We start from the raw sequence: 22,733 nt of genomic DNA on the forward strand, positions 1-22,733 counted from the left end.
GGTTCGACCGGCGTCAGATGACGCGTTCAGCCGGCTTCCGGAGCGCCGTGTAAGTCAGTACGAAGGAGAGGGCGTAGAGCGCGAAGAAGATCGCGTTGAGCGACGGCGCCCAGGCGGTAACATCTGTCGTTGTCCGCAGCAACAGCACCAGCAGAGCCACCTTGACCACGCCGGCGATCAGCAGGTTGAGCATGCGCCGCACCGTCCGGCCCGTCGCATAGAGCAGTTCGGAGTGATACTCGATCAGGTTGCGGAACGAGGGAACGAGAAGGATCATCGCGATGATCGGAGCAGCGGCCGATACGTTGCGGCCGAGGCCGTTCGGGAAGATCCAGAGATAGAGAGCCATGGCCGCCATGGCTGCAAGCGAAGCCAGCGCCACCAGGAGTTCGATCGACAACCTGATCCGCCAGCGCGCGATCGCCTCGGGCGTACGCATGATGCGCTGGACGAGCAGGGTGTTGAACGACCGCACCGGAAGCGCCGTCAGGTCTGCAAGCCGCATCAGGATGGCATAAAGGCCGGAAACCGCCGGACCGCCGATGGCAAGCACGGCGATCTTGTCGAATTCCGACTGAATGTAGAACAGCACCTCGGCACCGGCGACGGAGACGGAATCGGACCAGCGCCGGAAATAGAGCCTGGGCTTCCAGCGCAGCCGGACGCGAGGGTAGAACCACAAAAGCGCCACGACGAGGCCAAGTGCATTCGCAGCCAGGTAGAAATAGGACCAGGCTTCAAGCGTCTTCCAGGATAGGAAAGTGAAGAGCAAGGCAGCACCGGTGCGGATCGCCGTACCGATCACCACGAGCAGCGCCCCGCGCCCGAAACGGCCAAGGCCATTCAGCACGATGACCGCAGTTTCCAGTCCGCGCCAGCAGATGATTTCCGCCAGCATGAAGGCAGAAAAGGCGCTCGCCGTCATGTCCCGGGAAAAAAGGGCGAGGAAGGTGAGGGCGCAGATAATCGCGATCAGCGGCAGCGAGAGCACCGCACCCACCAGGAAGCCGGCGCTGTAGGTCCCGACCAGCAGGGGCTTTACGGTGGCGACCCGGTAGAGCGGCGACATGAAGCCGAAGGCAAGCACGCGCGAGATCATGATGCCGGCCGCTGACGCCGTGGCAAAGAGACCAAAATCGGCGATGACAAGCGTGTTCGCGACGGCGATGAAGTAGACGAGCGACAGCACAAGCCGCCCGGCCGAACCTCCGGTCATGGAGAGGTAGGCGTGGATCAGCGCCTGGTGGCGGAGATAAAGCGCTTTGACGCGATGAGGCACGGCCGACGTTCCAATAGCGCGTCTCCCGGCACGGCCGTCGGAAGCGCTCTATCTCTTTGTTTATGCTGAGTTCCGAGCGCAAGGCGCGTGTCGCATTTGCTGGAACTGCTTTGCTGCCTTCCGTCATAGGCGGGAAAGCTTAATAAGGCGTGAGATCGACCCGTTTGCGTGCGCCGATCCACAGAAATTAACCATTTGTTTTCCATGTTTCCTTAGGTTGGCTTCACTATTCGGAATTCGCCGTCTCGGCAGCCGCGGGATCAGTCATGTTCAACATCGACGACGAGAAACGCCCGGTTCCGCGTGCATCGTTGCTCGATTTCGTAGCCGAGGACACGCGCGGTTCCGCGCGCGCGCAAAAGCCCCGTGCGGTCGGCGCTTCCGCGGCCAATTCTCCTCTGCTCAATCGCCTGTCCGCAGCCGAAGGCCAGTCCGGCCAGTCCGGCGCTCGGGAGGCGACCCGTTCCGCGGCGCAAGCGACTATCGGCGAGAAAGCCTCGAAGGGAGCGAGTGGAGCGGCCAAGCATCGTACCGCCCTGAGCGGCATGGGCGACAGGCTGGTACAATGGTTGGCCGATAGCCGGGACGATGCCCAGGCGGCAGCCGCGCCCGCCACCGACGCACCCGGTGACCGTCCTCTCGTCGACATCAAGACCGTCCTGCGCTCCGTCTGGCAACTGCGCAAGATCATTATTGCGACGACTACGCTCGGTGCTGTGGGCGGCATACTGCTCGCACTTTCCACACCCAGCGTCTACGTCTCCGAAAGCAAGCTCTACATCGATCCGCGCGAGGTGCGGCTGACGGATTCCGATCTGTCAAAACAATCGCTGGCGACCGAAGGCATTCTCGCGCTCGTCGACAGCCAGCTTGAAGTGCTGCGCTCGCGCACCGTCATGGAGAAGGTTGCAACCGGCCTCGACCTCGAGAAGGATCCGGAATTCGCAGGCAAAGCTGGCGGCGACGCGTCCGCCCGCATGCTGAAGAAGCTGAGCGAGGCCATCCAGGTTTGGCGCGACCCGAAGACCTTCATCGTCACGGTCGAGGCGCAGACGCGCGACCCGGAGAAATCTGCGCTCATCACCAACCGGCTGGTCGAAACTTTTCTCGGTGAAGAAACCGCAGCGCAATCCGGCTTCTTCCAGAAAACAACGGTGGCGCTCGACGTCCGCATCAAGGAATTGAAGGCCGAGCTCGATGCGGCCGAGAAGGCGGTCGAGGACTATAAGGCGAGCTACGACATCGTCGGCGCCGGCGGCGAGCTGATCGCTGACAAGCAGCTCCTGAGCCTCAGCGACCAGGTGGCCGCCGCCCGCAACCGCATCGCCGAAGCAAAAGCGAAAGCGGAAGCCTCCGGCAAGGTGCAGCTGAACGATGTTTTGACCGGGGCCTATCCGGAGGAAATCAGCTCGCTGGCGCTGTCCGAACTGCGCAAGCAATTTGCCGCGACCAGGGCGCAATTGAGTGCGCTTGACGCGAGCCTCGGACCACGCCACCCGCAACGGATCGCCACCCAGCAGGCGCTGGAGGCCTCGCGCTCCGAAATCGGCAACGAACTGCGCCGCATTGCCGCCGCGGCCGGCACAGAGCTTGATCGCGCCCAGCGCACCGAGCAGGACCTGCTGCAGCAGCTTGCGGTGCAGAAGGCGCGGCAGATCCATTCTTCCTCCGAATTCGTCGAACTGCGTGAGCTGCAGCGGAAAGCCGCGGCCACCCGCGCAATTTACGAATCCTTCCTCAAGCGCGCCGGCGAAACGCGCGAAGAGGAAAAGCTGACGGCGAAGAACATCCGGGTGATCTCGAAGGCCGAGCCTGCGCTGCAGGCAAAAGGCCCCTCCCGCAAGATCATCGTGATTGCCGCCACCATGGCCGGATTCTTCGCCGGCTTCGGCCTCGGCGTTTTGCTGGGCATCTACCGCAGCATGCGCGGTTTGTTTGCCGGCCCTGGTGCAGAGCCGCAGCGCGATCAGGGTCCGGAACCACCGGAGCCGGAGGATGATCCCAAACCCCCGCAGCGCTCGCAGCCGCAGGCCGATCCCACTCCTGCCAAGTCCGATCTACCGCCGCCGTTCAGCCCTGCGGCGCATCATGCTCAATCGCTGACAGCCGCCTACGCCGCTGCGCGTCGTGGCGAAGCTGAAGGGGCTATGGTCCGGCGCACGCCACCATACGCGGAAGCGGAGAACGATACCGAAATCGCCAAGGTCCAGGAAGATCTTCGAGCGCTGAGAACCCGCGTCGAACACTACTCCCTTCAAAAGCTGGCACGCGGTTAAGCCATCGCCGACGGGTGGGCTCTATTCCCCGACTGTGCGACGTTGCGATCGCTCTCTCATGATTTTGAGCGAAGCCGTCTCTCCTCTCACCCGTGAAAGGAAATGCCGCGCGGTGGAACGAAACATCCGCCAACCTCGCCGCCGCCTCTTGCATTTATGCGTTTGGAACAGCATAGGGCGCTTTGAGGCCATCGCCTTTTCCCGGGCGAACTAGAGTGTGCCGCGTGAACAGGAAGCCAGGAGGAACATGCCGTGACGACTGTGATTGATGGCAAGAAAGTCGCCGCTTCGGTCATCGAGACTGTGAAGGCCGCGACCAAGGCGCTCGAGACGGATGCCGGTGTTCGCGCAGGCCTTGCCGTCGTGATCGTCGGCGACGATCCGGCAAGCCACGCCTATGTTTCCTCGAAGAGCAAGATGGCCAAGGAGTGCGGCTTCCTGTCGATCCAGCACACCCTGTCGGAGGCAACCACGCAGGAAGAACTCGCCGCGCTGGTTGCGGAGCTCAATGCGGATCCCTCCATTCACGGCATCCTCGTGCAGCTGCCGTTGCCGAAGCACCTGAACTCCGAGCCGATCATCCAGTCGATCCTTCCGGAAAAGGACGTCGACGGCCTGCATATCGTCAATGCCGGCAAGCTCGCGACGGGCGATCTCGAAGGCGGTCTCGTCTCCTGCACGCCGGCCGGCGCCATGGTGTTCGTGCGCCAGACACACGGCGATGACCTCTCGGGGCTGAACGCTGTCGTCATCGGCCGTTCGAACCTCTTCGGCAAGCCGATGTCGGCGCTGTTGCTCGCCGCCAATGCGACCGTGACGACGGCGCATTCGCGCACCAAGGACCTGGCCGCCGTCTGCCGCAATGCGGATATCCTCGTTGCCGCCGTTGGCCGCCCAGAGATGGTGAAGGCTGACTGGGTCAAGCCCGGCGCGACGGTGATCGACGTTGGCATCAACCGCGTGCCGGCGCCGGAAAAGGGCGAGGGGAAATCCAAGCTGGTTGGCGACGTCGCCTTTGCCGAGGCCGCCGAGGTCGCAAGCGTGATTACCCCAGTGCCGGGCGGCGTCGGCCCGATGACCATCGCCATGCTGATGGCCAACACCGTGATTGCCGCTCACCGCAAAGCGGGCCGCAGGCCGCCGCGCTTCTAATTCCTGCTCACATCGAATGACGAGACGCGTCGCGATTGCGGCGCGTTTTCATTTTTGCGGAGCGGGCCCGGTCGAGGCGCGCACGATCAGTTCCGCGCGCCAGAGTTCCTGTTCCGGATAGTCGCCCCGTTTCAGGATGCCGCCGATCAGCCGTGTGGCAATCCGGGCTCCGGCCGCCCTGAGCGACGAGCGCGTCGTCGTCAGCGGAACGCTGAAATTCTCGGGCTTCAGCATCGGCAGCACGTCGTCATGGGCGATCAGCGAGATGTCCTCGCCGATTTTCAAGCCCGCCTGATTGATCGCCCGGACCGCGCCGAGCGCCAGCACCGTACTGGAGCAGAGCACCGCGGTCGGCGGCTGCGCATGCTGCAGGAAGCGCTGCATGCTGCGGTAGCCGTGCTCGTCGGTCATCAGCGAATGTTCGACCAGCGCCTCGTCGAGCGTGAGGCCGTGTTCGGTAAGCGCCCTGAGCATTCCCTTCTGGCGGCGGATGGAAAAAGTCAGATACTCCGGGCCATTGATCAGCGCGATCCGTTGATGCCCGAGTTGAATGAGAAGTCGCGCCGCATCGTAGAAGGCACTGGTGTTGTCGATGTCGAGGAAGGGGTAGTCGCGGCTTTCGCCGATCGAGCGCCCGTGGACGAGAAACGGGATCGACAGCGACTTCAGCATGGCGATGCGCGGGTCGTTGGCGCGCATATAGGCAAGGAACAGCGCATCGACATTGCCGCTGGCTGCCAGCCGCCGGAACGTCACTTCCTCGTCCTCCGGCGCACTCGGATTGAGCACGAAATGGAAGTCGTGCTTGACCGCTTCTTCCGCAAGCCCCGCCAGGAACTCGCCGAAGTGCACGTCGGAATCGATACCGGGCGCGATCGGCATGACCATGCCGATGGAGAAGGCTCTGCCGGTGGCCAGTCGCTGGGCGGCGCGGTTCGGCCTGTAGCCGGTCTCGCGCACGGCCTGCAGCACGCGCTGACGGGTCTCGGCATTCACTTCCGGATAGCCGTTCAATGCGCGGCTGACCGTCGTCTGGGACAGGCCGAGCAGTTCCGCAAGTTGCTTGAGATTGACCGCCATGGTCAGGATTCCTCCCAAAGCGCTTTGGATATCCGTATGATTTTTGGTGTTTGGTCCCAGCGCCTCGGGTTGGTGTAGCATCCGTTTTTCGAGCAACAAAGCGGAATTCAACCATTGCGCGGTGCAAAACGTTACCGCAAAGCACAAATTCGTCGCATTGAGGACAGGGATGGGAAATCTCTTGACTCCTCGCGTGTCGCAATGGTTTGTTAGCGAACTCAAAGCGCTTTGAATTTTCGCGCATCATCGTCTGCCCGGTGGGATCCGGGTTCATCTTTGGGAGGAGAAGAACGTGAAGAGATCATTGCTGTTGGGCGTGGCGGCGTTTGCCCTGTTGGCAGGTGCTGCCGGCGCCGCTGACCTCAAGTTCAAGCCGGGCGAGGATTCGAAGTTCAACTGGGCGAGCTTCGAGGAGTTCAAGAAGGGTCATGACCTCAAGGGCCAGACGCTGACGATCTTCGGCCCCTGGCGCGGTGAGGACGAGGCGCTGTTCAAGAGCGTCTATGCCTACTTCACCGAAGCGACGGGCGCCGAGATCAAATATTCGTCCTCGGAAAACTATGAGCAGCAGATCGTCATCGACACCCAGGCCGGCAGCCCGGCCGAAATCTCGGTCCTCCCGCAGCCGGGTCTGATCGGCGATCTCGCCTCCAAGGGTTACCTGACGCCGCTCGGCGACGACACCCAGAAGTGGCTGCTCGACAACTACGCCGCCGGCCAGTCCTGGGTCGATCTTTCGACCTACAAGGGCAAGGACGGCAATGCCGCGCTCTATGCATTTCCCTACAAGATCGACGTGAAGTCGCTCGTCTGGTACTCGCCCGAAAACTTCGAGGACGCCGGCTACGAAGTGCCGAAGACCATGGAAGAGCTGAAGGCGCTGACCGAGAAGATCGCCGCTGACGGCGGCAAGCCATGGTGCATCGGCCTCGGCTCGGGCGGCGCGACCGGCTGGCCGGCGACCGACTGGGTGGAAGACATGATGCTGCGCACCCAGCCGGCTGATGTCTACGACAAGTGGGTCAAGAACGAGATTCCCTTCACCGATCCGGCTGTCGTTGGGGCGATCGACGAGTTCGGCTGGTTTGCCAAGAACGACAAGTTCGTCGATGGCGGCGCTGCAGCCGTTGCCTCCACCGACTTCCGCGACAGCCCGAAGGGCCTCTTTGCCTCGCCGCCGAAGTGCTACCTGCACCACCAGGCGTCGTTCATTCCGTCCTTCTTCCCTGAGGGCACCAAGATCGGCGAGGACGCCGACTTCTTCTACATGCCGCCCTACGAGAGCAAGAAGGAGCTCGGCAATCCGGTGCTCGGCGCCGGTACGCTGGCGATGATCACCAAGGACACGCCGGCCGCGCGCGCCTTCATCGAATTCCTGAAGACGCCGATCGCCCATGAAGTCTGGATGGCGCAGACGAGCTTCCTCACGCCGTACAAGAGCGTCAACGTCGACACCTACGGCAACCCGCCGCTGAAGAAGCAGGGCGAGATCCTGCTCAACGCCACCACCTTCCGCTTCGACGGTTCCGACCTGATGCCGGGCAAGATCGGCGCGGGCGCGTTCTGGACCGGGATGGTCGATTTCGTCGGCGGCAAGTCGTCGGCAGATGTCGCGGATGGCGTGCAGAAGGCGTGGGACGCCATCAAGTAAGAACCGGATGACGGGTGGCGGCGATGCCGCCCGTTGCCGATCCGGGTTCGCTGCAGAGGCGGGCAGAGGAAAAGTGTATGCGGTTTTCCGCTCGCTTCCCGCCTTCGTCTATGAGAAGTGGCGCACCCCAATGAGAACGGCGACAATCGCCAGCCCTGCACGCGACCGTGCACCGAGGGGGAGGGACATGTCATGTTGTTTCAGCTTTTGAAGGCTGCAGGGTTCATGTTGGGCGGGGTCATCGGCTGCGCCGCCTATTTCTGGGGAACCAGTTTCATTCTCGACCTGATGTTCCCGTCGAAGGGAAAATCAGGTGCCGTCGCGTCAAGAAATCTGCGTATCACCAACGCCATCCGTCCGTGGTTGTTTCTGGGACCGGCGCTCCTTGCGCTGACAGTGTATCTTATCTATCCCGTCTTCATGTCGCTCTGGTACAGCGTCCATGATCGCGCCGGACAGAACTTCGTCGGCGTCAGCAACTATGCCTGGATGGTCAACGACGGTGAGTTCCGCCAGTCGATCTACAATAATTTCCTCTGGCTGCTGGTCGTTCCAGCGCTCGCGACCTTCTTCGGCCTGGTCATCGCAGCACTCACCGACCGCATCTGGTGGGGCAACATCGCCAAGACGCTGATCTTCATGCCGATGGCGATCTCGTTCGTCGGTGCCGCGGTCATCTGGAAGTTCATCTACGATTTCCGTCCCGAAGGCGCAGAGCAGATCGGCCTCCTGAACGCCATCGTCGTCGCCTTCGGCGGCGCGCCGCAGGCCTGGATCACGCTGCCCTTCTGGAACAATTTCTTCCTGATGGCGATCCTCGTCTGGATCCAGACGGGCTTTGCGATGGTCATCCTGTCCGCTGCCCTTCGCGGCATCCCTGAGGAAACGATCGAAGCCGCTGTCATCGACGGCGCCAATGGCTGGCAGATCTTCTTCAAGATCATGGTGCCGCAGATCTGGGGCACGATCGCCGTCGTCTGGACGACCATCACCATTCTCGTGCTGAAGGTCTTCGACATCGTGCTGGCGATGACCAACGGCCAATGGCAGAGCCAGGTGCTCGCCAACCTCATGTTCGACTGGATGTTCCGCGGGGGCGGCGACTTTGGCCGCGGTGCGGCGATCGCCGTCGTCATCATGATCCTCGTCATTCCGATCATGGTCTGGAACATCCGCAATGCGGCCAAGGAAATGAAGGGGCACTGAGATGAATCCAGCGACACGCTCACCCCTCATGTGGGTCGTCCACCTCTCGGTCCTTTTGATCGTCGCGCTCTGGACGTTGCCGACCGCCGGCCTGTTGATCTCGTCTCTGCGCGACAAGGATCAGCTCGCCGTTTCCGGCTGGTGGACCGCACTTTCGACCTCGTCGCAGAACACCGTCGTCCGTGCGCCAGGCCCAGAAAGCCAGGTCGAGCGCGAAGGCAAGTTCGTGATCTCCGGCAACCTGCTCGAAGGTCAGCCGGGCCAAATCTCCGCCTTCGGCTTTAACAGCCGCGAGCCGACTGCGTTCAAGGCCGGCGAAACCGCCGAACTCAACGACGGCGAAAAGCTGACCGTTCAGGCCGACGGCAATTTCGAGATCGTTTCCGACAAGAAGATGGAGGGTTCGCGCGGCCAGCGCGTCTTCGTCACCGCGTCTTCGCCGCCGCGCTTTACCTTCGACAACTATGTCGAGGTGTTAAGCGCTGAGGGCATCGGCCGCTCCTTCATCAATTCGCTCACGGTTGCCGTACCCGCGACGATCATCCCGATCATGATCGCGGCCTTCGCCGCCTATGCGCTTGCCTGGATGCCGTTCCCCGGCCGGGCGATCCTGATCGCCGTGGTCGTCGGTCTTCTCGTCGTGCCGCTGCAGATGTCGCTGATCCCGCTGCTGAAGCTCTACAACGGCGTTGGCACGATCCTGGGCGTGCCGGCCAAGACCTATGTCGGCATCTGGCTGGCCCATACCGGGTTCGGCCTGCCGCTGGCGATCTATCTGCTTCGCAACTACATGGCCGGCCTGCCGCGCGAAATCATGGAATCCGCCCGCGTCGACGGTGCCAGCGATTTCGATATCTTCGTCAAGATCATTCTGCCGCTGTCCTTCCCGGCGCTCGCCTCCTTCGCGATCTTCCAGTTCCTGTGGACCTGGAACGACCTGCTGGTGGCGATCGTGTTCCTGGGCGCAGGCCCCGATGAACTGGTTCTGACCGGCCGGCTCGTCAACCTGCTGGGCTCGCGCGGCGGCAACTGGGAAATCCTGACGGCTTCCGCCTTCATTACCATCATCGTTCCGCTGATCGTCTTCTTCAGCTTGCAGCGCTATCTCGTGCGCGGTCTGCTGGCGGGCTCGGTCAAGGGCGGCTGACTATCAAGGACCTCCAGAGAAAATGAGCATGACCGAAATGAGCACTTCCACTTTGCAGCCGGATCGGGACTGGTGGCGCGGCGCGGTGATCTACCAGATCTACCCGCGCTCCTACCAGGACTCCAACGGCGACGGCATCGGCGACCTCAAGGGCATCGTTGCCCGGTTGCCGCACATTGCCGCCCTCGGCGCCGACGCAATCTGGATTTCGCCGTTCTTCACCTCGCCGATGAAGGACTTCGGTTACGACGTCTCCAATTACACCGATGTCGACCAGATCTTCGGCAGCCTTGCCGATTTCGACGCCGTGATCGCGGAAGCGCACCGCCTCGGCATCCGGGTGATGATCGACCTCGTTCTCTCGCATACCTCGGATCAGCATCCCTGGTTCGTCGAAAGCCGCGCAAGCCGGACCAACGCCAAGGCCGACTGGTACGTCTGGGCCGACTCCAAGCCGGATGGCACCCCGCCTAACAACTGGCTGTCGATCTTCGGCGGCTCGGCCTGGGCATGGGATCCGACGCGCCTGCAATATTACCTGCACAACTTCCTGACCTCGCAGCCGGATCTCAACCTGCACAATACGGAAGTTCAGGAAGCGCTGCTTGGTGTCGAGCGTTTCTGGCTGGAGCGCGGCGTCGACGGCTTCCGCCTCGATACCATCAACTTCTACTTCCACGACAAGCAGCTGCGCGACAATCCGGCGCTGGCGCCGGAACGCCGCAACGCCCAGACCGCACCGGCGGTCAACCCGTACAACTATCAGGAACATCTCTACGATAAGAACCAGCCGGAGAACCTGGCATTCCTGAAGCGGTTCCGCGCCGTCATGGACGAGTTTCCGGCGATTGCCGCTGTTGGCGAGGTCGGTGACAGCCAGCGCGGCCTGGAGATCGCCGGCGAATACACTTCCGGCGGCGACAAGATGCAGATGTGCTACGCCTTCGAATTCCTAGCGCCCGATCCGCTGACACCGGCGACCGTCGCCGAGGTTCTCCGCAATTTCCAGAAGGCAGCGCCCGAGGGCTGGGCCTGCTGGGCCTTCTCCAACCACGACGTCGTGCGCCATGTCAGCCGCTGGGGCGCTGGCGTTGCCGATCGCGACGCGCATGCAAAGCTGCTTGCGAGCCTCTTGATGTCGCTGCGCGGCTCGGTCTGCATCTATCAGGGCGAGGAGCTGGCGCTGAGCGAAGCCGAACTCGCCTATGAGGACCTGAAGGATCCCTATGGCATCCAGTTCTGGCCCGACTTCAAGGGCCGCGATGGCTGCCGTACACCGATGGTCTGGGACGGATCCGCGGTCAATGGCGGCTTCGGCAACGCGAAGCCCTGGCTTCCCGTGCCGGCAGAGCACCTCCAACGCGCCGTATCGGCGCAGCAGGGCGACCAGGCGTCGGTGCTCGAGCACTACCGCCGCTTCCTGCATTTCCGCAAGGCGCATCCGGCTTTCGCCAAGGGCGAGATCGAGTTCCTGAACACGGATGGACAGGTGCTCGCCTTCGTGCGCAGCTATGGCAACGAGAAGCTTTTCTGCCTGTTCAACATGAGCGGTACGCCGGCTGCGGCCACGCTGCCGAACGAACCGGTCGCCGCGCTTGAAGGGCACGGCTTTGCAGCCGAGGTGAAGGACAGAACGGTCAACCTGCCGGCCTGGGGCGCGTACTTCGCCCGGTTGGTGTGACGCCGGCTGAACAATGATGAGAGCAAGAACTGACGGGAAGAACCGAAGGGGAGGGTGCAATGACGGGTCTGCTGCTTAAAGATATCCGCAAGTCCTACGGCGCGGTCGATGTCATTCACGGCATCAATCTCGACATCAAGCAGGGCGAGTTCATCGTCTTCGTCGGTCCGTCCGGCTGCGGAAAGTCGACGCTGCTGCGCATGATCGCGGGTCTCGAGGAGATCACCGGCGGCGACATGTTCATCGATGGCGAGCGCGTCAACACCGTGCCGCCGTCGAAGCGCGGCATCGCCATGGTGTTCCAGTCCTATGCGCTCTATCCGCATATGACCGTCTACGACAACATGGCCTTCGGCATGCGGATTGCCAAGGAATCGAAAGAGGAGATCGACCGGCGCGTGCGCGCGGCCGCCGATATCCTGCAGCTCACCAAATACCTTGATCGTCTGCCGAAAGCGCTTTCGGGCGGTCAACGCCAGCGCGTTGCGATCGGCCGGGCGATCTGCCGCGACCCCAAGGTCTTCTTGTTCGACGAGCCGCTGTCGAACCTCGACGCGGCCTTGCGCGTTGCCACCCGCATCGAGATCGCCAAGCTCAACGAGCAGATGGCTGATACCACGATGATCTATGTCACCCACGACCAGGTGGAGGCGATGACGCTCGCCGACCGCATCGTCGTGCTGTCGCAGGGCCATATCGAGCAGGTGGGTGCGCCGCTGGAACTTTACGAGCGGCCGGCCAATCTCTTCGTCGCGCGCTTCATCGGCTCGCCGGCGATGAACATCATCCCCTCGGCGATTACCGCCACCGGCGCGCAGACCACGGTGAAGCTGACCGGCGGCAAGAGCGTCACGCTCGATATAGCCACGGACGCATCGCAGAACGGCAAGATGGCGAGCTTCGGCGTCCGGCCGGAAGACCTGCAGGTCTCCACTGGCGAGGACTTCCTGTTCGAGGGCACGGTCGCCATCGTCGAGGCACTTGGCGAAGTGACGCTGCTCTATATCGAAGGTCTGGTCGACAAGGAGCCGATCATCGCCAAGATCCCCGGCATCCTGCCGGTTCATCGCGGCGACAAGGTGCGCTTCACCGCCGACAAGGCCAAACTGCACCTGTTCGATGCTGACGGTCGCAGCTATCGCGCGTAAGCAATTCCAGGAAAAGTGCGCAGCGGTTTTCCGTCCGGAATTGCGGCCTGGAAGATCAATTCCAGGAAAAGTGCGTAGCGGTTTTCCGTCCGGACTTGCGGCTTGGAAGATCAGTTCCAGGAGAGGTGCGTAGCGGCCCTCCGTCCGGATTTGTCTAACGAACAGATGGTCATCTCGACCCGCCCGTAAAATCGGGCGGGTTTTTTCAATGCAACCTACGGATCAAACCCTCTGTTAAATCTCTGCCGCTAATCTGTTTCAAAAGGGGATAGGAAAGGCATATCGATGAGAGGCGCGGCGCCCGCAATGCAGCAGCACTTCCTGAACAAGGAAGAGTCCTTCATGTACGATCGGGAAGCGAACTTTCCGATGGAGGACACACGGAACGAGGCGCGCATCGAATATACCGAGAAGGGCATGACGCAGCTGAGTTCCCGCCGCTGCGAGATCATCAAGCTCTCCAAAAGCGGCGCCGTCATCAGTATCCTGACGCAGTATCAGCTTCCGCAGAACTTCTATCTCGATATCCCGAGTGCCCGCATCCAGATGGTCGGCTGCCTGCTGAAGCGCGTGCATGCCAACAACGTCATCGAAGCGCGGTTCCTCCGCCTGCTGACCGACCGCGATCTCAATCGGATCTTCGTTTACAGCACCCATCCGAACCATCGCAACCGAACGCTCGATATCTATCGCTGAGGCCGAACGCGGCTTGAGGTGTGGGGCTTGACCGTCCTGTCGGCGCAATGAATGGTTGCGGTCTTCTTCAACAGACTCGGACCGGAACCATGCAGCGACCCTATCGGCTTTCCTGCCATTGCGGCGACATCGCAGTCGAGGTTGACGAGGAGCTTTCTGGCCTCGTCGAATGCAACTGTTCGACCTGCCGGCGCTCCGGCTTCCTTCATTGGAAGGTGGACGCCGCCAAGGTGAAGCTGCTCACCGAGAAACGTCGCCTGTCGAGCTACATCTGGCGCGGTCTCAACGAGGGCCATCACTTCTGCCCGACCTGCTCGACGCCGATCATGCGCGGCGGCTATCCGGACAACAAGATCTCCATCAATGCCCGCTGCATCGAAGGAGTCGATGTATTTACGCTGGAGATCGAGCGCTACGATGGGCGCAATGACATGTTCCCTGGTCCGCTGCCGTAAGCGGGCAGTGAGGGCGGAGAGCTTGCCGCTGCCTCGAAGAAAAGTTCGCTAGAAAAGGGCGCCGCCCCGGCTGAGGAGGCGGCGCTATTTGCGTCCTAGTGGAAGAGAACGCTCGCTCCATGGTCGGCAGCGCCTGCAATCGCCCGGAACGGCGCGAAAAGCTCACGGCCCATGCCGAAATCGTTGTCCGAGAGGTCGGCATGCGCAGGTACCCGCGTCTTCAGCGCGATGTCCTCGACCAGCACCTCGATCGTCCCGGCGACCGCGTCGATGCGCACGATGTCGCCTTCCTGGATGCGGGCGATCGGCCCACCGTCCTTGGCTTCCGGGGTGACGTGGATTGCCGCCGGCACCTTGCCGGAGGCGCCGGACATGCGCCCGTCGGTGAGGATGGCGACGCGCTGGCCGCGATCCTGCAGGATGCCGAGCACGGTCGTCAGCTTGTGCAGCTCCGGCATTCCGTTCGCCTTTGGGCCCTGGAAGCGCACGACGGCGACGAAATCGCCCTCGAGCTTGCCCGCCTTGAAGGCGGCATTGAGCTCGGCCTGGTCGTGGAAGATCTTGGCCGGGGCCTCGATGACGTGGCGATCCGGTTTCACGGCTGAAATCTTGATGACCGCCTTGCCGAGATTGCCGGTCAGCATCTTCAGGCCGCCGGTATGCTGGAAGGGTTGGTCGATGGTCGCAAGCACCTTCGGGTCGGCGCTTTCCTTCGGTGTCGGCACGCGCTCGACGCCGCCGTCGGCTCCAAGCCGAACGTCGATCTTGTAGGCATCGAGGCCCTGGCCGACGACGGTGTGCACGTCATCGTGCAGCAGCCCGCCCCGCAGCAACTGGCTGATCAGGAAGCCCATGCCGCCGGCGGCATGGAAGTGGTTCACATCGGCAAGGCCGTTCGGATAGACGCGCGCGAGTAGCGGCACGATATCCGAAAGCTCGGAGATATCCTGCCAGGTGAGCACGATGCCGGCGGCACGCGCCATGGCGACGAGGTGCATCGTGTGGTTGGTCGAGCCGCCGGTCGCATGCAGGCCGACGACGCCGTTGACGATCGAGCGCTCGTCGATCATCTCGCCGGCGGGGGTGAACTCGTTGCCCATGGCGGTGATCGCCAGCGCCCGCTTGGCGGCTTCCTTCGTCAGCGCGTCGCGCAGCGGCGTGCCGGGATTGATGAAGGAGGCGCCGGGCAGGTGGAAGCCCATGATCTCCATCAGCATCTGGTTGGAATTGGCCGTGCCATAGAACGTGCAGGTGCCCGGCCCGTGGTAGGACTTGGACTCTGCTTCGAGAAGCTCGTCGCGGCCGACCTTGCCTTCGGCGAAGAGCTGGCGCACCCGCGCCTTCTCGTCGTTCGGGAGGCCCGAGGTCATCGGACCTGCGGGCACGAAGATGGCGGGCAGATGGCCGAAGGTCAGCGCCGCAATGACGAGACCCGGTACGATCTTGTCGCAGACGCCGAGATAGACGGTGGAATCGAACATGTTGTGCGACAGGCCGACGCCGGCAGCCATGGCGATCAGGTCGCGCGAGAAGAGCGAGAGCTCCATGCCCGGCTGCCCCTGGGTGACGCCATCGCACATGGCCGGCACACCGCCGGCAACCTGTGCGACGCCGCCCGCTTCGCGCGCCGCATCGCGGATGAGCGCCGGATAGGTCTCGAACGGCTGGTGCGCCGAGAGCATGTCATTATAGGAGGTGATGATGCCGAGATTGGCCACGCGGTCGCCCGCAAGCGCCACCTTCTCGGCGGGGGAACAGACGGCAAACCCGTGCGCTAGGTTGCCGCAGCCGAGCACGCTGCGGTGCGGGCCGCTCGACGCCGCCCGGCGGACGCGGTCGAGATAGGGTTCGCGGTGCGGTTTCGAGCGCTCGACGATGCGAGCGGTGATCGCGGCAATGCGGGAATCGGCGGACATGGCAAATCCTGTTCCGGAGCCTTGAAGCTCCTCATCTTCATCCAGTCATCGGTCCGGAGCGCGGCGAGCTTGGGAGAGCGCAGGTTGCGTCCCGGCATGTTCTCAGAAACACTTTCCCGTTCAGGCGGGAGCGCGCCACCGGCTGAACGTGTCTCCACTTTGATATTGGGCCAATTCAACCCAACAGCAGTCGATCTACGGCGCCCAATAAATCTGCACCGGCGATGCGGCACGGCGCAGCATCGCGCGGATCGGCATGTCCTTCTCGTCGCCGGCCTCTTCAGCCTTGGCGAGAACGGTCTTCTTGCCTTCGCCTTCGATGTGCAGCACCAGAAGCCGCGCATCCTGAAGGCTGGCGAAGGTCAGCGTCAGGCGGGTTTCGCCGGCACCTTCCGCCTCCATGGTGATCACGCCGCGCGGCGTCGCCGGATCGATGGCACGCGCGAGTTGCGATCCGCCCGGGAAGAACGACGCGGTGTGCCCGTCCGTTCCCATGCCGAGAATGGCGACGTCGAACGGCGCGCCGATTGCTGCCGTTTCCCGGCTTGCGATTTCAGCGGCCGCCTCGGCGGTCGGGGCCGCATGGTAGAGCGGCAGGAACTTGGCCGCGGCCGCCTTGTCCTGAAGCAGGTTGCTGGCAACCAGGCCATGGTTGGAGCGATCACTTTCCGGCGGCACGAAACGTTCGTCAACGAGCGTCACGGTTACCTTGTCCCAGGCGATGTCCTTTTTGGACAGCGCCTTGAAGAAAGCCTTGGGGGTCGAGCCGCCGGAGACTGCGATGCTCGCCGAACCGCGTGCTGCAATGCCGGCAGAAAGTGCGCTGCTTACGGCGTCAGCCAAGCCCTCTGCGAGTGCCGCACCGTTTTCAAATGTATGAAGCTCTGTCGTCATGGTCGCACCTATATCGCATCGTTCCAAGTGCGGCCGTCGCGCTCGATCAGCGCGATCGACTGGCTCGGACCCCAGGTGCCGGCGGTATAGCCCTGAACCTGCTGCCCGGTTTCCTCCCAGGCCTTCAGGATCGGGTCGACCCACTTCCATGCGGCCTCGACCTCGTCGCGGCGTACGAACAGCGTCTGGTTGTTGCGGACGACGTCGAAGAGCAGCCGCTCATAGGCGTCGGCATTGCGCACGGCAAATGCCTCGGCAAAGCTCATATCGAGCGAAACGTTACGCAGGCGCATGCCGCCCGGGCCAGGATCCTTGATCATCAGCGACTGCTTCACGCCTTCGTTCGGCTGCAGGCGAATGACCAGCTGGTTGGCGGAGATACGGCCGGCGTTGTTGTCGAAGATCGAGTGCGGAATCTGCTTGAAGGTGATGACGATTTCCGACATGCGGCCGGCAAGGCGCTTGCCTGTACGGATGTAGAAGGGCACGCCGGCCCAGCGCCAGTTGCTGACCTCGGCCTTGATCGCCACGAAGGTCTCGGTGTTCGAAACGCCGCCTTCGAGCTCTTCGAGATAGCCCTTGACCGGACCGCCGGCAGAGGCGCCGGCGCGGTACTGGCCGCGCACCGTCACCTGTTCGACGTTGGACGAGGTGATCGGCTTCAGCGCGCGCAGAACCTTGAGCTTTTCGTCGCGGACCGCTTCCGCGTCCATCGAGGTCGGCGCTTCCATGGCGACGAAGCAGACGAGCTGCAGAATGTGGTTCTGCACCATGTCGCGCAGCGCGCCGGCCTTGTCGTAATAGCCGGCGCGGTTTTCGAGGCCGACGGCTTCCGCCACGGTGATCTGCACGTGGTCGATATGGGCGGAGTTCCACAGCGGCTCGTAGAGCGCATTGGCGAAGCGCAGCGCCATCAGGTTCTGCACCGTCTCCTTGCCGAGATAGTGGTCGATACGGAAGATCTGCTCTTCGCGGAAGACCTTGCCGATCGTGTCGTTGAGCTCGGTCGCCGATGCGAGGTCGCGGCCGATCGGCTTTTCGACGACGATGCGGGTATTCTTGGTGATCAGCTTGTGATCGCGGATGCGTTCGGAAATGTCGCCGAAGATAGCCGGGCCGACAGCGAGATAGAAGGCGCGGATACGCTCCTTGCCCTCTTCGAGGATCTTCTTCAGTGCGTCCCAGCCCTGGTCCGACTTGGCGTCGACGGAAACATAGAACAGGCGCGCGGCGAACTTGGCGACTTCCTCTTCCTTGTACTCGTCCGCCTTCAGATGTTCCTTCAGCGCATCGACGGCGAATTTGCGATAGTCCTCATGGCTCAGTGCTGCGCGCGACGCCCCGATGATGCGGGTCGGCTCGGTGATCTGGCCTTCCAGTTGCCGGTGATAGAGCGCCGGCAACAGCTTGCGCTCCGCAAGATCGCCGGTGCCCCCGAACACCACATAGTCAAATGGTTCGACGGGAATGATCTGGCTGCTCATGGGATATCTCGATCTGTTCAGGTCACGGACACATATAATCTAATCGATTTAAATGCGCTAGGGTGCGGCGCAATAAAATGCCGCCGCGAGGGCTTCTCAGAACCTGTCACGTAATGCGTACCAGCTTAACGCGAGGAAGAGAAGGGCGGAGCGGAACCGCGTACCACCGGGAAAAGCCGGGATTTTCAGGGCTTTCAGCAGATCGAGCTCGGTATCCTTGCCGAGCGCCAGGTCGGCATAGAGCTTGCCGCAATAGTTGGAGAGCATCACGCCGTGGCCGGAATAGCCGCCGATCGAGGTGACGCCGGGCATCACTTCGCGACAGAAGGGCGTGCGCGGCATGGTGATGCCGACCGAGCCGCCCCAGGCATGGGTGATCTCGATATTGGCAAGTTCCGGATAGATCTCGCTGATCTGCCGGCGGATGTGGGTCGAGATATCGAGCGGATTGTCAGCGGTATAGGCCTCGCGGCCGCCGAAGAGCAGCCGCCCGTCCCGCGACTTGCGGAAATAGCGCACGACGAAGCGCGAATCATCGACCGATTCGCCGCCGGGAATGACCTTTGGGTGGTCGGAAAGCACCGTCGTTGCGCCGATGAAGGAGCGGATCGGCATGACGTGGCTGGCGCTCACCGGCTCGAGATTGCCGATATAGGCGTTGCAGGCGACGAGCGCGCGGTCGGCGGTGATCGTGCCGCGGTCGGTGGTGATGACGATCGTGCCGCTTTGGCGCTCGATCTTGGTTGCCTTCGTCTGCTCGAAGAGATTGGCACCGGCAAGGGCGGCCTGTTTCGCAAGGCCGACCAGCAGCTTCATCGGGTGGATATGGCCGGTGCCGGCATCGCGGATGCCGAAGTGGTAGTGGCTCGATCCGAGCCGGCTTGCGGTTTCCTCCCGATCCATGAAGGAGAGATGCGGATAGCCGAAGCGTGTTGCCATCGCTTCCGCATGGTCGCGATAGTCTTTTTCGAAGCTCTTCTTGTGGCCGACCGAGAGCTGGCCGGGCACGAACTCGATGTCGATTTCGTGGGCGCTTGCGAAGTCGAGCACATAGCGCTTGGCATTCTCCGCCATGTCGAAGAGCGCCTGTGCCCGCTCATGACCAAGGCTTGTCTCGGTCTCGTCCGCCCAGGCGCGCTGCCCGGTGCCGAACTGGCCGCCATTGCGGCCAGAGGCACCGTCGCCGAAGCGGCAGGCGTCGATCAAGGTGACGTCGACGCCCTGCCGCGCCAGGTTCCAGGCGGCCTGCAGCCCGGTATAGCCACCGCCGACGATCGCGACGTTGGCTTTCCGCGATCCGGGCATGGCGGGATACTCCGGTCGATCCGGAACGGTCGCCTCATACCAGGAGTAACCGGGCGAGATCGGGCTTTGCCAGGGCATGGAGAACCTCTGAGGTCAGACGTTGAGAAGCAGGAATTCGCGTTCCCAGGGACTGATGACCTGCATGAAGGTTTCGAACTCGCCACGTTTGACGCCGGCATAGATGGCGATGAACTCAGGGCTCAGCACCTCCGCAAGCGATGGTGCCGATTCGAGCAGAGCGACAGCTTCGAGCAGGCCGCGCGGCAGGTCGATCTCGCCCTCGTTGGCCGTGTCCTCGGTCGGTGCCGTCGGCTCCCGCTGTTCGACGATGCCGAGATAGCCGCAGGCAAGCGAGGCCGCGAGCGCCAGGTAGGGGTTGGCATCCGAGCTCGGCAGCCGGTTCTCGATGCGCCGGGCGACCGGTTCCGACACCGGGATGCGGAAGGCGGTCGTGCGGTTGTCGTAGCCCCAGGCGGTATTAACCGGCGCCGACATGTCGGGCGTCAGCCGGCGGAAGGAGTTCACATAGGGCGCCATCATGACCAGCGTGCGCGGCACGTAGTGCTGCATGCCGCCGATGAAGTGGAAGAATTCCTTCGATGCCGATCCATCCGGGTTCGAAAACAGGTTCCGGCCGGTGTTGATTTCGACCACCGACTGGTGGATGTGCATCGCCGAACCCGGCTGGCCCTGCATCGGCTTGGCCATAAAGGTGGCATAGATGCCGTGTTTCAGCGCCGCCTCGCGGATCGTGCGCTTGAACAGGAAGACCTGGTCGGCCAGCTCGATCGGGTCGCCGTGGCGAAGGTTGATCTCGAGCTGCGCCGGTCCCTCTTCATGGATCAGCGTGTCGATCTCGAGACCCTGCTTCTCGGAGAAGTGGTAGATGTCGTCGATCAGCTCGTCGAACTCGTTGATGCCGGCAATCGAATAGCCCTGACCGCCAAGGATCGAGCGACCGGAGCGACCTTTCGGTGGATGCAGGGGATAGTCAGGGTCGTCATTGGTGGCGACGAGGTAGAATTCGATTTCCGGTGCGACGACCGGTTTCCAGCCCTTCTTCTTGTAAAGGTCGACCACGCGCTTCAGGACGTTGCGCGGCGTGTAGCTGATCTGCTCACCCTGCGAACCGACGATGTCGCAGATCACCTGCGCCGTCGGGTCGGTCTCCCAGGGCACGACCGAAAGGGTGGAGAGATCAGGCACGAGCTTGATATCGCTGTCGCGCGAATCGTAGCGGAACTGCCCGGTTTCGTCAGGATATTCGCCCGAGATCGTGTGCCGGTAGACGGCCGAGGGGAGCGCCAGCGAGGTGTTGGACGTGAATTTCGAGGTCGGCATCATCTTGCCGCGAGGCACGCCGGCAAGGTCGGGCGTGATGCATTCGACGTCTTCGATACCGCGGATCTTGAGCCAGTCCGTGGCTTCCTTCCAGGTCTTCACACCGCGGAGGGAGTGCAAGGCGGGGGGTATTTTCGAAGTTTTGCTGATTTTCGTTGTTTGTTGGGCAGCACTTCTCTTGGAGGGCATAAATCACCGGTTTTGGCTTCGGATGACGCATCATAACCACAGATTGGCAATTGGCTAGATGGGCTTGGTCATTGACTTTCTTCTTTGCCACCGGGAAGGAAAGACAAAAGAGCTGGGGTGTTTCGTGGCTGAGAAGAAGGATGTGGTCATCATCGGCGCCGGTGCTGCGGGCATGATGTGCGCCATCGAAGCGGGCAAGCGCGGCCGCCGCGCGGCTGTGCTCGACCATGCCAAGGCACCCGGCGAGAAGATCCGCATCTCCGGCGGTGGTCGCTGCAACTTCACCAATATCCATGCGGGGCCGAAGAATTTCCTTTCGGCCAACCCGCATTTCTGCAAGTCGGCACTGGCGCGTTATACGCCGCGCGATTTCCTGGCCTTGGTCGAAAAGCACGGCATCGCCTGGCACGAAAAGACCCTCGGCCAGCTCTTCTGCGACCACTCGGCCAAGGACATCATCAGGATGCTGCTCGCGGAAATGCGTGATGTGCACGCCGAGTTGCGGCTGGAGACAACGATCGAAAGCGTCGAACGCCACGGGGCGGGCTTCCGCGTCATGACGGATGAGGGGCCTATCGATGCCCAATCGCTCGTCATAGCCAGCGGCGGCAAGTCGATTCCGAAGATGGGTGCGACCGGGCTCGCCTACCGGATCGCCGAGCAGTTCGGCCTTGGCATCGTCGAAACGCGGCCGGGCCTCGTGCCGCTGACCCTCGATCCGGCGCAACTCGAAACGATCGGCGAACTGGCGGGCGTCGCAGCCGACGCCGAAGCCCGGTTCGGCAAGACGGCTTTTCGCGAGGCGGTGCTGATCACCCATCGTGGCCTGAGCGGCCCGGCGATCCTGCAGATCTCTTCCTATTGGCGCGAGGGACAGGAGATCGAGTTGCGGCTGATGCCCGATATCGACATCTCCGCGATCCTCAAGGAGATCCGCCGTACCCACGGTAAGCAGGCGGTGCAGACGGCGCTTGGCGATATCCTGCCGCGCCGGCTCGCACAGTTTTTCGCCGACGGCGCGAAGCTGACCGGCCGTCAGCTTGCCGACCTCTCGGACAAGACGATCAACCAGCTTTCGTCTTCGATCCAGGCCTGGACGATCAAGCCCGCCGGATCGGAAGGCTATCGCACGGCCGAGGTCACGCTCGGCGGCGTCGATACCAAAGGGCTCGATTCCAAGACGATGCAGGCGAAGGCGGTACCGGGGCTCTACTTCATCGGCGAATGCGTCGATGTGACCGGCTGGCTCGGCGGCTACAATTTCCAATGGGCCTGGGCATCGGGCTTTGCTGCCGGGCAGGACGCCTGATCTCCCCGCTTTTGGTGGGTCGTGCTTCAGCGATTGTTAACGGCTCTGATCGAACCTTTATTCTCGTCGGCACAGCCGGCGGTTGGTGTGATCGGATTGTCGCGTAAACGGAAATAACACTGTTTCCTATTTTTTGACTTTCCTCCGCCACGGCATGGCTGCAATATATGTGTGACTGGCAAGCCGGTTCATCCGGGCCGATGGTTGCCGGTGAATGTGACAAGGACAGGATGCCATGAACCAACCACGCCGCCGTCCCCGCGCCATCGCGGTCGCCCGCACCGATGAAAGCCGTCAGCAGAAGGCCGCGATCACGCGCCTCGCCCTCATCGCTTTCTTCGCCGTAGCCGCGCTTGCAGCCCTTCCGGCCCTTTGGTTCTGATCTCAGGCAACCGGCCCTAGACGGCCGGTTCCTCGGGCGCCGTTGAAGCGCCCCGCGCACCTTCGGATTTTCTGCCGCAGGTGAAACGCGCTTATATAAATTTTAATCGTTCAAATTGGATAGTGCGACGATGTGAGTTCGT

The 22,733-nt window shown here is 62.5% G+C and carries 18 protein-coding genes; 11 read left to right on the plus strand and 7 right to left on the minus strand.

Features of this window, described 5'->3' with window-relative positions:
• Positions 1–13: 13 nt before the first annotated feature.
• Positions 14–1,279, minus strand: a complete 1,266-nt coding sequence (locus ACTJKE_RS00130) for a lipopolysaccharide biosynthesis protein (RefSeq protein ID WP_058325394.1) — start codon at positions 1,277–1,279, stop codon at positions 14–16.
• Between the two features lie 266 nt (positions 1,280–1,545).
• Here ACTJKE_RS00130 and ACTJKE_RS00135 point away from each other — a divergent pair, with 266 nt between their 5' ends.
• Together ACTJKE_RS00135 and folD are read left to right on the plus strand one after the other, a co-directional pair.
• Positions 1,546–3,555 (plus strand): GumC family protein, encoded by a 2,010-nt coding sequence (locus tag ACTJKE_RS00135; RefSeq protein ID WP_058325395.1) that lies wholly within the window; start codon positions 1,546–1,548, stop codon positions 3,553–3,555.
• 252 nt (positions 3,556–3,807) lie between these two features.
• Positions 3,808–4,707 carry a bifunctional methylenetetrahydrofolate dehydrogenase/methenyltetrahydrofolate cyclohydrolase FolD gene (folD, locus tag ACTJKE_RS00140; protein ID WP_057251036.1) on the plus strand — a complete coding sequence of 300 codons (900 nt, stop codon included), beginning with the start codon at positions 3,808–3,810 and terminating at the stop codon, positions 4,705–4,707.
• A 48-nt stretch (positions 4,708–4,755) separates the two neighbouring features.
• Here folD and ACTJKE_RS00145 read toward each other — a convergent pair whose 3' ends face one another.
• Positions 4,756–5,787, minus strand: a complete 1,032-nt coding sequence (locus tag ACTJKE_RS00145; RefSeq protein WP_057251034.1) for a LacI family DNA-binding transcriptional regulator — start codon at positions 5,785–5,787, stop codon at positions 4,756–4,758.
• A 292-nt stretch (positions 5,788–6,079) separates the two neighbouring features.
• On the opposite strand from ACTJKE_RS00145, the gene ACTJKE_RS00150 reads away from it, so the two are divergent.
• The 7 genes from ACTJKE_RS00150 (at position 6,080) to ACTJKE_RS00180 (ending at position 13,771) form a co-directional block, all read left to right on the plus strand.
• On the plus strand, positions 6,080–7,438 hold the full coding sequence (locus ACTJKE_RS00150; RefSeq protein WP_057251032.1) for an ABC transporter substrate-binding protein: 1,359 nt from the start codon (positions 6,080–6,082) through the stop codon (positions 7,436–7,438).
• A 192-nt stretch (positions 7,439–7,630) separates the two neighbouring features.
• Positions 7,631–8,644 (plus strand): carbohydrate ABC transporter permease, encoded by a 1,014-nt coding sequence (locus ACTJKE_RS00155; RefSeq protein ID WP_093231965.1) that lies wholly within the window; start codon positions 7,631–7,633, stop codon positions 8,642–8,644.
• A gap of 1 nt (position 8,645) precedes the next feature.
• Positions 8,646–9,791, plus strand: coding sequence for a carbohydrate ABC transporter permease (locus ACTJKE_RS00160; protein ID WP_093231966.1), 1,146 nt, complete (start codon positions 8,646–8,648; stop codon positions 9,789–9,791).
• Between the two features lie 22 nt (positions 9,792–9,813).
• On the plus strand, positions 9,814–11,472 hold the full coding sequence (bglA, locus tag ACTJKE_RS00165; RefSeq protein WP_113511369.1) for a beta-galactosidase BglA: 1,659 nt from the start codon (positions 9,814–9,816) through the stop codon (positions 11,470–11,472).
• 59 nt (positions 11,473–11,531) lie between these two features.
• The gene (locus ACTJKE_RS00170) at positions 11,532–12,620 is read left to right on the plus strand and encodes an ABC transporter ATP-binding protein (RefSeq protein WP_058320484.1); all 1,089 of its coding nucleotides are present in this window, start codon (positions 11,532–11,534) and stop codon (positions 12,618–12,620) included.
• A gap of 285 nt (positions 12,621–12,905) precedes the next feature.
• Entirely contained in the window at positions 12,906–13,316 is a 411-nt protein-coding gene (locus tag ACTJKE_RS00175; protein WP_057251024.1) for a hypothetical protein, read from the plus strand.
• An 89-nt stretch (positions 13,317–13,405) separates the two neighbouring features.
• Positions 13,406–13,771 carry a GFA family protein gene (locus ACTJKE_RS00180; RefSeq protein ID WP_058325398.1) on the plus strand — a complete coding sequence of 122 codons (366 nt, stop codon included), beginning with the start codon at positions 13,406–13,408 and terminating at the stop codon, positions 13,769–13,771.
• Positions 13,772–13,866: 95 nt separating this feature from the next.
• On the opposite strand, the gene edd is transcribed toward ACTJKE_RS00180, so the two are convergent.
• The 5 genes from edd to ACTJKE_RS00205 form a co-directional block, all read right to left on the minus strand.
• Positions 13,867–15,687, minus strand: a complete 1,821-nt coding sequence (gene edd / locus ACTJKE_RS00185; protein ID WP_058325399.1) for a phosphogluconate dehydratase — start codon at positions 15,685–15,687, stop codon at positions 13,867–13,869.
• Between the two features lie 195 nt (positions 15,688–15,882).
• On the minus strand, positions 15,883–16,581 hold the full coding sequence (gene pgl / locus ACTJKE_RS00190) for a 6-phosphogluconolactonase (RefSeq protein WP_057251018.1): 699 nt from the start codon (positions 16,579–16,581) through the stop codon (positions 15,883–15,885).
• An 8-nt stretch (positions 16,582–16,589) separates the two neighbouring features.
• Positions 16,590–18,065, minus strand: a complete 1,476-nt coding sequence (zwf, locus tag ACTJKE_RS00195) for a glucose-6-phosphate dehydrogenase (protein WP_057251016.1) — start codon at positions 18,063–18,065, stop codon at positions 16,590–16,592.
• Between the two features lie 96 nt (positions 18,066–18,161).
• Entirely contained in the window at positions 18,162–19,448 is a 1,287-nt protein-coding gene (locus ACTJKE_RS00200) for an NAD(P)/FAD-dependent oxidoreductase (RefSeq protein ID WP_058325400.1), read from the minus strand.
• A 15-nt stretch (positions 19,449–19,463) separates the two neighbouring features.
• Entirely contained in the window at positions 19,464–20,900 is a 1,437-nt protein-coding gene (locus tag ACTJKE_RS00205) for a glutamine synthetase family protein (protein ID WP_057251012.1), read from the minus strand.
• A gap of 124 nt (positions 20,901–21,024) precedes the next feature.
• On the opposite strand from ACTJKE_RS00205, the gene ACTJKE_RS00210 reads away from it, so the two are divergent.
• Both ACTJKE_RS00210 and ACTJKE_RS00215 read left to right on the plus strand, forming a co-directional pair.
• A complete protein-coding gene (locus ACTJKE_RS00210) occupies positions 21,025–22,209 on the plus strand; it encodes an NAD(P)/FAD-dependent oxidoreductase (RefSeq protein ID WP_058325401.1) in 1,185 nt (394 codons plus the stop codon).
• Between the two features lie 235 nt (positions 22,210–22,444).
• A complete protein-coding gene (locus tag ACTJKE_RS00215; RefSeq protein WP_176907103.1) occupies positions 22,445–22,591 on the plus strand; it encodes a hypothetical protein in 147 nt (48 codons plus the stop codon).
• Positions 22,592–22,733: the final 142 nt, after the last annotated feature.

The sequence above is a fragment of the Ensifer sp. 22521 genome, assembly GCF_052044795.1.
Classification (GTDB): Bacteria; Pseudomonadota; Alphaproteobacteria; order Rhizobiales; family Rhizobiaceae; genus Ensifer.

Coding starts and splice junctions, on each gene's coding strand:
- ACTJKE_RS00145 (WP_057251034.1), bottom strand. CDS start 5,787: ATGGCGGTCAATCTCAAGCAACTTGCGGAACTGCTCGGCCTGTCCCAG.
- ACTJKE_RS00155 (WP_093231965.1), top strand. CDS start 7,631: ATGTTGTTTCAGCTTTTGAAGGCTGCAGGGTTCATGTTGGGCGGGGTC.
- ACTJKE_RS00215 (WP_176907103.1), top strand. CDS start 22,445: ATGAACCAACCACGCCGCCGTCCCCGCGCCATCGCGGTCGCCCGCACC.
- ACTJKE_RS00180 (WP_058325398.1), top strand. CDS start 13,406: ATGCAGCGACCCTATCGGCTTTCCTGCCATTGCGGCGACATCGCAGTC.
- zwf (WP_057251016.1), bottom strand. CDS start 18,065: ATGAGCAGCCAGATCATTCCCGTCGAACCATTTGACTATGTGGTGTTC.
- ACTJKE_RS00175 (WP_057251024.1), top strand. CDS start 12,906: ATGAGAGGCGCGGCGCCCGCAATGCAGCAGCACTTCCTGAACAAGGAA.
- ACTJKE_RS00170 (WP_058320484.1), top strand. CDS start 11,532: ATGACGGGTCTGCTGCTTAAAGATATCCGCAAGTCCTACGGCGCGGTC.
- ACTJKE_RS00200 (WP_058325400.1), bottom strand. CDS start 19,448: ATGCCCTGGCAAAGCCCGATCTCGCCCGGTTACTCCTGGTATGAGGCG.
- ACTJKE_RS00160 (WP_093231966.1), top strand. CDS start 8,646: ATGAATCCAGCGACACGCTCACCCCTCATGTGGGTCGTCCACCTCTCG.
- ACTJKE_RS00135 (WP_058325395.1), top strand. CDS start 1,546: ATGTTCAACATCGACGACGAGAAACGCCCGGTTCCGCGTGCATCGTTG.
- pgl (WP_057251018.1), bottom strand. CDS start 16,581: ATGACGACAGAGCTTCATACATTTGAAAACGGTGCGGCACTCGCAGAG.
- edd (WP_058325399.1), bottom strand. CDS start 15,687: ATGTCCGCCGATTCCCGCATTGCCGCGATCACCGCTCGCATCGTCGAG.
- bglA (WP_113511369.1), top strand. CDS start 9,814: ATGAGCATGACCGAAATGAGCACTTCCACTTTGCAGCCGGATCGGGAC.
- ACTJKE_RS00205 (WP_057251012.1), bottom strand. CDS start 20,900: ATGCCCTCCAAGAGAAGTGCTGCCCAACAAACAACGAAAATCAGCAAA.